The sequence below is a fragment of the Arthrobacter sp. NPDC080073 genome, from assembly GCF_040686575.1.
GTDB lineage: Bacteria > Actinomycetota > Actinomycetes > Actinomycetales > Micrococcaceae > Arthrobacter.
This window is the reverse complement of the sequence record NZ_JBFBKR010000026.1, coordinates 25,909-38,764: the sequence shown is the minus strand read 5'-3', so window position 1 is coordinate 38,764 and position 12,856 is coordinate 25,909. Positions and strand designations below refer to the sequence as shown.

Annotated in this window: 12 protein-coding genes; 7 read left to right on the top strand and 5 right to left on the bottom strand. The window is 62.2% G+C overall.

Annotated features, from left to right (window positions below):
• Window positions 1-19: 19 nt before the first annotated feature.
• The 5 genes from allB to AB0O52_RS20860 form a co-directional block, all read right to left on the bottom strand.
• Window positions 20-1,381, bottom strand: a complete 1,362-nt coding sequence (allB, locus tag AB0O52_RS20880; RefSeq protein ID WP_364541821.1) for an allantoinase AllB — start codon at window positions 1,379-1,381, stop codon at window positions 20-22.
• Window positions 1,374-2,597 (bottom strand): glycerate kinase, encoded by a 1,224-nt coding sequence (locus tag AB0O52_RS20875; protein WP_364541818.1) that lies wholly within the window; start codon window positions 2,595-2,597, stop codon window positions 1,374-1,376. Before AB0O52_RS20875 ends, allB begins: the two co-directional genes overlap by 8 nt.
• A 22-nt stretch (window positions 2,598-2,619) precedes the next feature.
• Window positions 2,620-4,398 (bottom strand): glyoxylate carboligase, encoded by a 1,779-nt coding sequence (gene gcl, locus AB0O52_RS20870; protein ID WP_364541815.1) that lies wholly within the window; start codon window positions 4,396-4,398, stop codon window positions 2,620-2,622.
• Window positions 4,399-4,545: 147 nt separating this feature from the next.
• Window positions 4,546-5,424 (bottom strand): 2-hydroxy-3-oxopropionate reductase, encoded by an 879-nt coding sequence (locus AB0O52_RS20865; RefSeq protein ID WP_364541812.1) that lies wholly within the window; start codon window positions 5,422-5,424, stop codon window positions 4,546-4,548.
• Window positions 5,425-5,542: 118 nt separating this feature from the next.
• Window positions 5,543-6,346, bottom strand: coding sequence for a TIM barrel protein (locus tag AB0O52_RS20860; RefSeq protein WP_364541809.1), 804 nt, complete (start codon window positions 6,344-6,346; stop codon window positions 5,543-5,545).
• Between the two features lie 1,172 nt (window positions 6,347-7,518).
• Here AB0O52_RS20860 and AB0O52_RS20855 point away from each other — a divergent pair.
• The 7 genes from AB0O52_RS20855 to AB0O52_RS20825 all read left to right on the top strand — a co-directional run bounded on the left by AB0O52_RS20855 (window position 7,519) and on the right by AB0O52_RS20825 (window position 12,613).
• Window positions 7,519-7,716, top strand: coding sequence for a hypothetical protein (locus tag AB0O52_RS20855; protein WP_364541806.1), 198 nt, complete (start codon window positions 7,519-7,521; stop codon window positions 7,714-7,716).
• 82 nt (window positions 7,717-7,798) lie between these two features.
• Entirely contained in the window at window positions 7,799-8,041 is a 243-nt protein-coding gene (locus tag AB0O52_RS20850; RefSeq protein ID WP_364541803.1) for a hypothetical protein, read from the top strand.
• A 566-nt stretch (window positions 8,042-8,607) separates the two neighbouring features.
• Entirely contained in the window at window positions 8,608-8,883 is a 276-nt protein-coding gene (locus AB0O52_RS20845; protein ID WP_364541800.1) for an uberolysin/carnocyclin family circular bacteriocin, read from the top strand.
• Window positions 8,884-8,912: 29 nt separating this feature from the next.
• A complete protein-coding gene (locus AB0O52_RS20840) occupies window positions 8,913-9,485 on the top strand; it encodes a hypothetical protein (protein WP_364541797.1) in 573 nt (190 codons plus the stop codon).
• Between the two features lie 595 nt (window positions 9,486-10,080).
• The gene (locus AB0O52_RS20835; protein ID WP_364541794.1) at window positions 10,081-10,440 is read left to right on the top strand and encodes a hypothetical protein; all 360 of its coding nucleotides are present in this window, start codon (window positions 10,081-10,083) and stop codon (window positions 10,438-10,440) included.
• A 104-nt stretch (window positions 10,441-10,544) separates the two neighbouring features.
• Complete coding sequence (locus tag AB0O52_RS20830; protein WP_364541792.1) at window positions 10,545-11,966, top strand: hypothetical protein; 1,422 nt, start codon at window positions 10,545-10,547, stop codon at window positions 11,964-11,966.
• An 11-nt stretch (window positions 11,967-11,977) separates the two neighbouring features.
• Entirely contained in the window at window positions 11,978-12,613 is a 636-nt protein-coding gene (locus tag AB0O52_RS20825; RefSeq protein ID WP_364541789.1) for an ATP-binding cassette domain-containing protein, read from the top strand.
• The last annotated feature ends 243 nt before the right edge of the window (window positions 12,614-12,856 follow it).

Genomic DNA, 12,856 nt, shown 5'->3' with positions numbered 1-12,856 from the left:
GACAGCCATGGCTGTGGCCTTACACGCCGCCGCGGCGGATCAGCTTGCCGCTGGGCGTCCGGCCGTCGATCTCACTGCCGCGCAGGTATGTTTTGCGTACGACGCCGGAGAGCGCCTTGCCGTCGTACGGCGTGATCGGGTTCTTGTGCTTGAGCTTCTTGACGTCGACGACGAAAGCGTCGTCGGGCGCGAAGATGGAGAAATCAGCGTCGTAGCCGAGCGCCAGCTGGCCCTTGTTGTGGAGGCGGGCCAAGGCTGCGGGCTTCTCGGACATCCAGGACACCACTTGCTCCAGGGAGATGCCGCGGTGGCGTGCCTCGGTCCAGATCAACGAGAGCCCCAGCTGCAGCGAGGAGACGCCGCCCCAGGCTACGGCGAAGTCGCCGTTTTCCAGATCCTTCAGGTCAAGCGTCGAGGGGGAGTGGTCCGAGACAATGCAGTCGATGGTGCCATCCTGCAGGCCCTGCCAGAGCAGCTCGCGGTTGGAGGCCTCGCGGATGGGCGGGCAGCACTTGTAGGCGGTGGCGCCGTCGGGGATTTCCTCGGCCATGAGCGTCAGGTAGTGCGGGCAGGTCTCCACGGTGAGGTGCACGCCGTCGCGTTTGGCCGAAGCGATCATGGGCAGCGCGTCCGAGGACGAGAGGTGCAGGATGTGGGCGCGGGCGCCGGTCCAGCGGGCGCGTTCGATCACCTCGGCGATGGCCTTGTTCTCGGCGCCGCGGGGGCGGGAGGCAAGGAACGTGGAGTAGTGGGCGCCGCCTGGGTGGGGTGCGTGGTCGATCGCGTGGGAGTCCTCGGCGTGGACGATCATGAGGGAGTCGAAGGACTTGAGCTCGGCCATGTCCTCTTCCATCTCGTCCGCGTCCAGGTGCGGGAACTCGTCCACGCCGGAGTGAAGGAGGAAGCACTTGAAGCCGAAGACGCCCTCGTCGTGAAGCGGGCGGAGGTCCTTCTTGTTGCCCGGGATGGCACCGCCCCAGAATCCGACGTCCACGAACGCCTGGTCCTCGGCAACTTCGCGCTTGAGCTTGAGGCCTTCCACGTTGGTGGTGGGCGGGATGGAATTCAGCGGCATGTCGATGATGGTGGTGACACCGCCTGCGGCTGCAGCGCGGGTGGCGGAGGCGAAGCCTTCCCATTCGGTGCGGCCGGGCTCGTTGACGTGCACGTGGGTGTCCACCAGGCCCGGAATGAGGGTTTCGTCGTCGCCGAGCTCGATGACTTCGGTGCCGCTGAGGCCGTTCCCCAGGGGTTCGATCGCGACGATCACGCCGTTGCGGACGCCGACTTCGCGGGCGGTGATGCCGGCGGTGGTGAGGATGCGCTGGCCGCGGATGACCAGGTCAAACGGGCCGTGCGTAGTGGTGGTTTCTTCAGACATGGAGTTGCTCCTTGGTCTCGGTTCGCGCTGCGTCTTGGGTGGGTGCCGATTTTTCAGACAGGCGCACGCCGATGTGCTGACCCAATTCTTCAAGCAGCGGCCCTGCTTCAGCTATACATTTCTCTACATTGGATTCGAGTTCGGTCAACGCGTGGACCGACTCGAAACCGGACTCCGTAAGTTGTTCCAGGCTCAGCGTACTGCGGCCGCAGACGGCAATCACGGGGATCCCTGAACGCGCTGCTGCCCGCGCCACGCCCATGGGCGTTTTGCCGAGCAGGCTCTGTTCGTCGAGGCTGCCTTCGCCGGTGATCACGAGGTCCGCGCCCGCGAGCCGCTGTTCGAGTTCGGTGAATTCGAGGACGACGTCGATGCCCGGCCTGCGTGCCGCGCCCAGCGCCGCGATGGCGATGTAGCCGACGCCGCCTGCCGCGCCTGCGCCCGGTGCCTGTGCGGCGTCCCGGGCTTCGGACCCGATTTCGCTGGCGAGCACCTGGACGAAGTGGGCCAGGGCCGCGTCGAGCGTGGCGACGTCTTCCGGCGTCGCGCCCTTCTGCGGTCCGAAGATCGCGGCAGCGCCGGTGCGGCCCAAAAGGGGATTGTCGACGTCGGACGCCAGGACGAACTCGGTGACCTCCACGCGGACGTCGAGGTTCGAGAAGTCGATCCGGTCCAGGCGCGCCAGTGCTGCGCCGCCGCCGGGGAGTTCGTTGCCTTCGGCGTCGAGGAGGACCGCGCCGAGGCCTTGGAGCACGCCGGCGCCGCCGTCGGTGTTGGCGCTGCCGCCGACGCCGAGGATGATGTGCCGGCAGCCGAGGTCCAGGGCCGCGCGGATGAGTTCGCCGGTGCCCTGGCTTGTGGAGCTTTTGGCCGTTTCGGTGTTCGGGGCGCTCCCGTTGCCGAAGCCTGGCAGCACCGCGAGTCCGGAGGCCGCGGCCATTTCGATGACGGCTTCCTCGCCGCGGACGGCGAACTCGGCCGTGATCGGCTGGCCGGTGGGCCCGGTGACCGTCGCGCGGCGGCGGGTGAAGCCGGAGCCGACGGCGGCGTCGAGAGTCCCCTCGCCGCCGTCGGCCACTGGAATGAGCGTGGTTTCAAAGCCCTCGCCCGGGCGGCTGGCGGCAAAACCTGCCCGCAATCCCGTGCTCAAGCGGCTGGCGACCTCGGGGGCTGAGAGCGATCCCTTGAACTTGTCCGGGGCTATGACCACACGCATTCCGTACCTCCTTCAGTACTTACTAGTCCAGCAGGGCGATGATCGCCGTGGGGGCGTCCTCGCCGCGCTCGGCCAGTTCTTCGAACTCGTTCACGCCGTTGATTTCAACGCCCATGGAGATGTTGGTGATCTTTTCCAGGATCACTTCGACCACCACGGGAACCTTGAACTCGTCCATGAGTGCCTTGGCCTTGTCGAACGCGGCAGGCAGGTCGGACGGGTCTTCCACGCGGATGGCTTTGCAGCCGAGGCCTTCGGCAACCTTGACGTGGTCCACACCGTAGCCGTTGGTTTCAGGGGAGTTGATGTTCTCGAACGCCAGGGACACGTTCTGTTCCATGTTGAAGCCGCGCTGCGACTGGCGGATCAGGCCCAGGTACGAGTTGTTCACCACCACGTGGATGTACGGCAGGTTGAACTGTGCGCCCACGGCCAGTTCTTCGATCATGAACTGGAAGTCGTAGTCACCGGACAGGGCAACAACGGTCTCGTCCGGCTTGCCGCGGACAACGCCCAGGGCCGCAGGACATGTCCAGCCCAAGGGGCCGGCCTGGCCGGCATTGATCCACTTGCGCGGGCCGAAAACGTGCAGCAACTGCGCGCCGGCGATCTGCGAGAGGCCGATGGTGGACACGTAGGTGGTGTCCCTGCCGAAAGCCTTGTTCATCTCTTCGTACACGCGCTGCGGCTTGATCGGCACGTTCTCGAAGTGGGTCTTGCGCTGCAGGGAACCCTTGCGTGCGGTGCACTCGGCAACCCACGCGGAGTAGTCCGGCAGGGACTTCGCTGCCTGGCGCTCGCGTGCCAGCTCGATCAGCCCGTCCAGCGCCGCACCGGCGTCGGACGCGATGCCGAAGTCCGGCGAGAACACGCGGCCGATCTGCGTGGGCTCGATGTCGACGTGCACGAACTTGCGGCCGGCGGTGTAGGTGTCCAGGCCGCCCGTGTGGCGGTTGGCCCAGCGGTTTCCGATGCCGATCACGAAGTCCGAGGCCAGCATGGTCTCGTTGCCGTAGCGGTGCGAGGTTTGCAGGCCCACCATGCCGGCCATCAGCACGTGGTCGTCCGGGATGGTGCCCCAGCCCATCAGGGTGGGGATGACCGGAACGTTGAGCAGTTCGGCCAGTTCAACCAGCTGCGCGGAGGCGCCTGCGTTGATGATGCCGCCACCGGCGACGATCAGCGGGCGCTCGGCTGCGGTGAGCATGTCCAGTGCCTTTTCCAGCTGCTTGCGGCTGGCCTTCGGCTTTTCGACGGCGATGGGCTCGTACGCGTCGATGTCGAACTCGATCTCCGCCATCTGGACGTCGAACGGCAGATCCAGCAGGACCGGGCCGGGACGGCCGGAGCGCATCAGCTGGAAGGCCTTCTGGAAGGCTCCGGGAACCTGGCCCGGTTCCAGGATGGTCATGGCCATCTTGGTGACCGGCTTGGCGATGGATTCGATGTCCACGGCCTGGAAGTCTTCCTTGTGCAGCTTGGCAACGGGCGCCTGGCCGGTGATGCAGAGCATGGGGATGGAATCTGCCCAGGCTGCGTACAGGCCGGTGATCATGTCCGTTCCTGCGGGGCCCGAGGTGCCGATGCAGATACCGATGTTTCCGTCCGCTGCGCGGGAGTAGCCGTCAGCCATGTGGCTGGCGCCTTCAACGTGGCGGGCCAGGGTGTGGCGGATGCCGCCATGTGCCCGCATCGCGGAATAGAAGGGGTTGATTGCCGCGCCTGGCAGGCCGAACGCCTCGATGGCGCCTTCCTTTGCCAAGATGGCGACGGCTGCGTCTACAGTGCGCATCTTCGTCATGGTGTGCTCCTTGAAAAGTCTGTTTTGCCCGCTACGGGCGGTTTTTGGGTGTGTCTGGGGGAGCCGGCGTCGGAAGTGCCCGACGCCGGCTGCTGGTTTTCGCTTGTTTCCGCCTTTTCGGGCGGGCGGCTTACTTGCGGCCCGGCTTTACTTTCGGCCGGAGAGCTGGAGGACCTGCTTGAAGAGTCCCGAGTGGTCGAGTCCGCCGTCGCCCTGGTTGACAGTGGCGGCGACGAGCTGTGCGACGACGGCGCCGAGCGGGATTGCGACGTTGGCTTCGCGGGCTGCAGAGGTGACGATGCCGAGGTCCTTGTGGTGGAGGGCCAGGCGGAAGCCGGGGTCGAAGTTGCGGTCGAGCATCTTCTGGCCCTTCTGCTCGAGGACCTTGGAGCCGGCCAAGCCGCCGCCGAGGACCTTGAGGGCTGCGTCCGTGTCCACGCCATAGGCCTCAAGGAAGGCGATGGCCTCGCCGAGGACCTCGATGTTGACGGCCACGATCAGCTGGTTCGCTGCCTTGACGGTCTGGCCGGAGCCGGAGGGGCCGACGTGGACGATGGTCTTGCCGACCGCGTTGAGGACATCCTGTGCCGCTTCGAAGTCCGCCGCGTCGCCGCCTACCATGATGGACAGGACGGCGTCGATGGCGCCCTGTTCGCCGCCGGACACAGGTGCGTCGAGCGGGCGGATGCCGGCTGCGACGGCGTCTGCCGAGAGGCGGGCGGCGACGTCCGGGCGGATGCTGCTCGCGTCGATCCAGAGAGTGCCCTTCTTCGCGTTGGCGAAGACACCATCCGGCCCGCTGACGACACCTTCGACGTCGGGCGAGTCCGGCACCATGGTGATGACGACGTCGGCGTCCTTGACGGCATCGGCGATGCTCGTGGCACCCTTGCCGCCTTCGGAGACGAGCTTGTCGATCTTGTCCTGGCTGCGGTTGAAACCGGTGACGGTGTGGCCGGCCTTGACCAGGTTGATGGCCATGGGAAGACCCATGATTCCGAGTCCGATAACTGCAACGTTGCTCATGATTTTCCTTACTGAAGTCTGTTTTAGCTCAGGTGTGCTGGACCCAACTAGCTCGCAGTTGATGTCGTTTTGAGGGCTCTAAACGACATCAACTGCTACCCAGTTGGGCAGGTGGGGACTAGTGGGAGTTGGCGCGCTGGCGGATGGCCCAGCTGAAGGCCGTTTCCTGCGGTTCCTTGTACTCGAGGCCGATGTAGCCTCCGTAGCCGAGTTCGCGGCTGCGGGCGATCCATTCGCCGAGCGGAAGCTCACCGGTTCCGGGCGCTCCGCGGCCGGGGTTGTCGGCGATCTGGATGTGGCCGAAGTCCTTCGCGTGGTTCTCGATGACGGCTGCGACGTCGTCCCCGTTGACTGCCAGGTGGTAGAAGTCGGCGAGGAGCTTGACGTTCGTTGCGCCGGATTCTTCCTTGACGCGGTCGATCACCTTGAGGGCGTCGGCGGCCTTCAGGAGCGGGTACTTGGGTGCGCCGCTGACGGGCTCGAGGAGGACTGTGCCGCCGATGCGTGCGACGCCTTCTGCGGCGCTGGCCAGGTTTTCGGCGCCGATGGCGTCCTGCTTTTCGGCCGATTCGCCGTCCACGCGGTTGCCGTAGAGGGCGTTGAAGGCCTTGCAGCCGAGCCGCTCGCCGATGCCTGCGACAACGTCGATGTTGTCCAGGAACTCGGAAGAGCGGGCGGGCCAGGAAACCAGGCCGCGGTCGCCGCCGGGCATGTTGCCGGCGTTGAAGTTCAAGCCGGTGAGTTGAACGCCAGCGTCCTTGATGGCGTTCTCGAACTCGGTTACCTGGGCGTCCGACGGGACGGAGGTTTCAAAGGGCCACCAGAATTCGACGGCGTCAAAGCCGGCAGCCTTCGCGGCCGCGGGGCGCTCGAGCAGGGGGAGCTCCGTCAGGAGGATGGAGCAGTTCACTGTGTACGTCATCGTAGGTGTCCTTCCGGGAGGGCTTGGGATCCATCTTCCTCTTGGCTTGTTCTCTAGGGCCAGTTCGCCTTGTTGAATTTCCGCTTTGTGGAATTTAGATTCTGCTTTATGAAAAGTTTAGGGAAGGAGCGGGTGGGAGTCAAGGGGGTGTTCCGTGGGGAGGGGGTTTGGGATACCAAGAGGTGCTGTTGGGTGGGGTGGGATACAGATGATAAACATCATGCGCGCTCGCCGCGCGAAGGTTCCGGTCTCGGAACGCCGCGATTGGCGACGAAGTTCGATGTGTCGTGGTTGGCGGGGATCATTGCCTGGGCTGTCGCGGCGCAGGCTAGAGCGTCCTTTCGCGAATTGCTTGCTGCGGCCTGTTTCTTCGGCTACCGGAGCGAGATACTTCGTCGAGTCCGCGCTAAGCGGGTCTGGCACGCAGACCGTGAATTAATGCTCATCCTGATACCGCTGGGGCGGCGCCGTGTGGTTTTCCGGCCGGGTGCCGCGGATCCTGCTAACTGGCTTCGCTTTCACGATCGTTCTCACGGGTATTGCTCCCATGTGGCGGGCAAAACGTGGATAGCGTCGTTGGACGAGCCAGCATACAGTGTGTTGCGTGGCTCGCGAAGCGCGAAGGTGTCGAGTGGGGTGCAGGTGTGACGTTTGCCAAGGAAGTCATTAAAGTAGCCCTGCCCCCCGGCGACGCCGATCCCGGTATTGCCGGCTAGCCCGAAAGGGGTTCGCTGTCTGCGTGCTCTTGGATTCACAGCGCTGGAGTACAAGGGGGAGGCTACGCGGGCGATGGTTCGAAGGACCTAAGCCGGTTTGGTTGTGCCTAAGTCGAACTGACTCGATCCAGGCCGGACGATGCCGCTCTACGTGTTCAACCTCGATTTACACGGAGAAGGGCCACCGACCACACGGAGATTGCTCGATTTCACACGGAAATTCAGGTCTCCTAGCACTGAGTTTCCGTATTTCTACACTGAGACGGCTTTTTTGGCGTTAGCCTCCTTCACAAGGACGGCCCCGAGCAATCGGGAATCGGAGCCGCTCCGGAGGATCAGTTGTCAGTGCGACAGGCAAGCTTATGGGGGTTGGGAATTGAAGCTGAGCCAGCAACAGACCTTTGCCGCAGCTGTGGGTCGATGGATTACCGGCGTCCAAGGGCCAAGGAACTTGCCATGAAAAGCAACGCCATCATTTGGCTTCTACTGGCGCTCATCTTTGGTCTCTACTCCGCATACATCTTTTCGACCATTCACCGCGAATCACCGTGGAGCATCATTTCCGGAGTCGTCCTCGTAATGGCTTCACTTATTTCGCTGTGGAAGTTCGTGCGCTGCGCCAAGGCATCAAAGATCGAAGGAAACGGTCAGTGATACCCGCGCCCCGATTGGTCGGCAGGCTTTCCGTTATACCGGTGGATATTGCCGCTGAGGGCGGCCGTCAGAGAGGAGGGACGTGCTCTACTACCTAGATGAACTCCTGACAGCAATGCGCGCGACTCCGGGCCGGCGTCGATACAACTTGATCAGCGGCGTCGTCTTTATCGGGATCGCGGGCGTCCTGTTCCTCGCTGGAGCACCATTTCCCGTCTTTGTTGCCTTCTTTTGCGTTTCTTTCGTCCTCGACATCGCTCTCGTCGTTCGCTGGGCCCGCAGAGACGCATTGGCGGCCTATCGCCAAACAGAGAGCGAACCCTAGAGTCTGCCTTTTTGATGACTTCCTCTGCTCACCAGAACCCGGAAGGTCTGACATTAACTTACAACTGGCGCTCGAATAGACGTTCATCCGCGCGCTTGCAATTGTGCTTGCTCCTTTGTAGCTGTTCTGGCGCGCTGCGTTTGGAGCGCATTGGGAGGAACTGCTCTATGAAGCCATGACCCTGGTACATCAGGGCAAGCAAGCCGAAGCTCAAAGCCGTGTGTACATGCATTGGTGGCGGATGCATCAGTCCTGTTTTCCGGGGTGGTCGGCGTCGATGGCGCGGAACCACTGTCGCGTGTCCCGTGAAACACGGGCTTGGCCCCAAACCACCCCGTCCTCAATTCCGAACCCACAGCCTCAACGACGCTACGGGTTACTTATCAGCAACACGTAGACGAGACTCCATGAACGCGATTTACGCCTCCGTGTACGGCCTTTTTGCACGGAGATTTGGGTTTCGGACCACTGAGTTTTCCGATTTCACCACTGAGACGGGTAAAACATGCCTTTGGATTGTGAGCGGGACCGGATCACCGGTCTCGGTCACAACCCAAGGAGGAACCATGGAAGCAACGATCCGCCCGTCCATCAAGTCGGTCACTTTCGCAACTGCGGTCAGCCTGGCAGGACTTGCCCTTGCCAGCGCGAGCGTCATGTACATCGCCGGAATGTTCGGCCTGTCGCATGCGTTCGCCTCACAGATCGTAAGTGCAATAGAAGTTGGCGGGATTGCCCTCGCCATCGTGATGGGGGTGCTTTCTGGCGGCATAGCAGCGGCAGTTGTCGCGACAGCGCGCTGGGCGATCCTCCGATGGGGTAAGCGGGCAGCGATCGCGTAGCCGCAGCACCGACGGAACCGAAACTGCGCATGAGCGTCAGGAACGGCGATAAGCCATTGCTCCTCGTTGCGATGATGCTGTCCCTGGCGCTCATGCTTGCCGGATTCATCGTCGGTTTCCAAACGGACATCGCGATTCAATCCGAATCGCTTCAGCCTGTGTCCCCTGAAGCTGGCCTTACCTGGCTATCTGCGCTGGGACGGATTCTCGCTGCAAATGTACCCGCCTTGTGTCTCCTGTTTTCCGGCGTCATTACCGGGGGAGCCTCGACGCTGATCGCGTGGCCACTTACAGCAATCTACATCGGCTCCACGATGCGCCTCGGGCGGACCCACATGGGAATTGGTGAGGTGGTGGCTTCGATTTGGATTTATGCACCGGTCGAATTTCTAGGCCTTCTGCTCGGCGCCGGGGCTGGCCTCATTCCCGTCGTCGCCGCTATCCGGTCAGCTCTTTCCCCTTCTGAGGAGGCAGGACCGCTGCGGCAGTATGTCGCAAAGTTCCCATTGGCCCTGAAGATGTTCGGAATTGCTTGGGTCCTTGTCCTTGCCGCAGCCCTTCTCGAAGCCACAGTTCTAGCTACAAAAGGATTCGCCCCATGACGTCATATTCGTTGAGTGTGGAACAGCCGGCCGGAGATAAGCCCTCTCGGAGACCGCGAAGAAATACGTCTCCTCTTGTTTGGTTGTGTTGCGCCGGGGCACTTTTGGGGCTCCTGCTGTTGAGGAGTCAACAGCTTCACAGAGTCGTAGCAGGACAAGTAGCGCAGACTGATGCCGCTAGGGCGATTAGCGATCCTGCAGTTGCCGAGCTCGCGGTGAATGTGGGGTTCTACGTCGGAGTCGTCCTCTCAACACTACTTTCGACGCTGTACTTTTCGCTGACATCCATCTCCGAGAGCACCTTCTTTCCCGGGCTAGAGCGTGGAGGACTCCGTTTCCGAGTCGGGCTACTGGGGTGCACCGCAATCGTGTCCATCCTGGGAGTCCAGCTAGTCAGCCTTCTGTTGACGCTTGCATCCCCGAAGGACCACTGGGCGACATTCGTATACGTGGTCCTCGTAGGGACATGCTCGCCCTTCATGTTCCGAAAGCAGTGGTCGAGCTCTTCCTCCAAAACGACTGCGGCCATTTTCGCAGCCTCTCTCGCAACGGCCGCGGTTTCTCTAGCCCTCTGAATCCTAGAAAGGGTCTGACATTGATCTACTCATTAACGGTCCGAACCATCGCCACCATTCTCGTACTCGCGTGTCTCGTTGGCAGTATCGTCGTGGGGCTCCTTCACGAACCAAGAACTCCACTCCTTGCGTGGACGTCCTCGGCCGTTGGAGCAATCTCCCTGTTGACAGTGCTCGCAACAAAACGAAACCCCAAGCGCGACGCGGTTCTGTTCATCATCAGCGGGATGGGTGGCGGCGTGTTCATTGCAGCCGCGAAGGTGGGCTTTCCGGGCACGCTTCCGATATGGCTCTGGACGATAGGCACCGTCTGTATCGGAACCGTGGCCCTCATCGTCGACGCGGAGTCTGCCCAAAGCGAATCCGTCAATCGTCTCTAGGCACCGGCATGGGAAGTCTGAGAGCCGCTTACAAGTTTTCGGGAGTGCGCATATTGGCGGTCACGGGATGGCCAATATCCATTCGAACACTCGTGGCGCTTGGAGTGGCTAGCGGGATTGCGCTGGTCGGTGCTGTTCTAGCTGGATCGCTATTCGTGATGCGGCTGCTGCAGGAGGCGTCATCGCTCGACGGCGCGGGTACCCGCGCGGGCAGCGCTGCAACGACGGCAATCCTCCTGTTGGCACTCGCCGTCTGCGCCTATATCTCCGTCGGTGCGCTCGCACGGGAAGCACTCAGTAGCCGGAGATTTGCAGTCCGGTTCAATCCAAACAGGGAGCTCTTCCGGGCGACCGATGTTTCAATGCACCATGTGTTCCTGGCCGAGGCGGTTCCTCGGGCCGGCATCTTGCTTGGTTTGTCAGGCGCCGTCTGCACCGCGGCATGGGTTGTTGTGCAAGAGGAAGGTGGAAGCGGAGGCCCATTGGCACTGACCCTCTTAGCTGCCCCGTTCGCCGTCGCTGCGTCCTGGCTTGCCTGGAGTTCCAAGCTGGCCGCAACTGACCCTCGCGTCCCGAGTCTGGCAGCGGGGTGGACAGTCTTCGCCGGGGGCTGTCTCCTGGCCGCTTTCCTAGGCGCCATCCTCGCCCGAGGACTGCAGTCACTGACCTCGACACCTCCCGGGTTTGACTTGGAACTCAACGCAAGCGGTGCGGAAGGCGGCTGGATCGCGACGGCGGTGGCGGTCGCCGTCGTCGTGCTTTCCTTTCTCACACTCCGGAACGTTGGGGCGATCCGGAGCCAATCGTTTCCGGTAACCGCCCGGATTCCGCCGCGCGTCAGGGAGTCCGTATGGAAGACGACGACGCCGGTCGCCATGCTCTGGCGGGTCCTCACAGTCAATCTCGTCAGGGACAAGTCGTTTGTCCTGTTCCGTGGAATCGGAATCTGCCTGCTTCTGGCTGCCGCCACTGCGATCGGCTTTCGGGTGGGCGGGATCGGGCCGGAATTCCTTCGGGAGATCCCCGGAATTCAGAACGCGGCCGCCTGCATCGTTTTCATGGTTGGAGTTGTCGGGAATGAACTCCTGTGCAAGGCGAACAATCCCATCGGACTTCTTCCGCAGCTGAGGTACAGCTGGGAATCCGGGTTCGGCCTCAATTCTCTTGCATGGGGTGTGACCCTGAGTCAGTCAGTGCTGCTGGCGCTGCTTGCGGCACCAGCGATCGGAATTATCGTCTGGGCTGCGACAGGCGCCCTGCCCCTGGAAACCCTCCTGATTCCGTGGTCGATTGCGGGCAGCAACATCATTGGAAACGCCTACAGCAAGGTCAAAGTCAAGCAGGCCGACGGCTCGATGGAAATGTCCCTAGTGGCAGCGTTCATTGGCCTGCTGCTTGCAGTTCCGTTGCTCGGGCTTCTCCTCATTGGCGATGCCCCTGCAACCATTGCCGCCGCCACTTACACGGCTCTTCTCACTGGAGGTGCAAAGATTTGCCTGCAACGCAGAATTCTCTCCCACAAATAGTCTTTGACCGCGTGTTTGCCGGATATTCCTCCGAACGTCCCGTCTACGAAAACGTGTCCTTCGCTTTCAGCGGACCCGCACTGATCCATTTGCAGGGAAAGAACGGATCCGGAAAATCGACCTTCGTAGAACTGGCCAGTGGCTATCTGTCCCCGTGGGCCGGAACGGTCCTCGTCAACGGAGCGAGCGCCGATGACCCTGGAAGTAGGAACAGGCGGAGGGTGTGCCGGTCCGAAGCGGCGCTCTTCGCTCAGATGACCGCCCGTGACCACCTTGTGTTTGCCTGTATTGCACGAGATCTCGATCCTGGCCCCGAAATACTGCGGGCGACCCAGCTGGGTATGGAACCGTGGCTAGGCGAGAACGCGGGGAACCTGTCCACAGGGAATGTGCGCAAACTCTGGTACGTCATGAACACCGTCGGCCAGTTCGATTGCGTGGTGCTGGATGAACCGTTCAACGGGACTGACACCGAGGGTGTTGCCTACATGGTTGACGAGATCAGGCGCTGGGCGGAGTCCAAGCTCGTGGTTATCGTGACCCATTCACTCCCGGACTTGCTCCCGGAAGCGGCTACCGTCCGGCTTGAGGATCTCAAGTCGCAAGCCGTGGGCGGTCTGGACGCAGGAAGCTTGGGGGCGAAATGAGTCGTAAGGGAGGAGGTAACCGTTGGAAGGCTCGAAAGGTCCGAACGAAAAAGTATGGATATCGCGCTTCGGAAGGGCTGGGCTCATGACGATCATTTTGATGCTTGTCAACAACAGTTTGTGGACGGGCAGAAATGTAAATCGTGAGGCACTCACGGTCGCCCTGGCGTTTGCTCTTTCGCTTGCCTTCGTCGCCCTATCTGATTTTGCGAGCCGCTGGCTTAAGTCTCGTCGGAAAGGATG

Excerpts from the sequence above, each read along its gene's own strand:
- allB (WP_364541821.1), bottom strand. The coding sequence starts at position 1,381 with ATGTCTGAAGAAACCACCACTACGCACGGCCCGTTTGACCTGGTCATC.
- AB0O52_RS20875 (WP_364541818.1), bottom strand. The coding sequence starts at position 2,597 with ATGCGTGTGGTCATAGCCCCGGACAAGTTCAAGGGATCGCTCTCAGCC.
- gcl (WP_364541815.1), bottom strand. The coding sequence starts at position 4,398 with ATGACGAAGATGCGCACTGTAGACGCAGCCGTCGCCATCTTGGCAAAG.
- AB0O52_RS20865 (WP_364541812.1), bottom strand. The coding sequence starts at position 5,424 with ATGAGCAACGTTGCAGTTATCGGACTCGGAATCATGGGTCTTCCCATG.
- AB0O52_RS20860 (WP_364541809.1), bottom strand. The coding sequence starts at position 6,346 with ATGACGTACACAGTGAACTGCTCCATCCTCCTGACGGAGCTCCCCCTG.
- AB0O52_RS20855 (WP_364541806.1), top strand. The coding sequence starts at position 7,519 with ATGAAAAGCAACGCCATCATTTGGCTTCTACTGGCGCTCATCTTTGGT.
- AB0O52_RS20845 (WP_364541800.1), top strand. The coding sequence starts at position 8,608 with ATGGAAGCAACGATCCGCCCGTCCATCAAGTCGGTCACTTTCGCAACT.
- AB0O52_RS20840 (WP_364541797.1), top strand. The coding sequence starts at position 8,913 with ATGAGCGTCAGGAACGGCGATAAGCCATTGCTCCTCGTTGCGATGATG.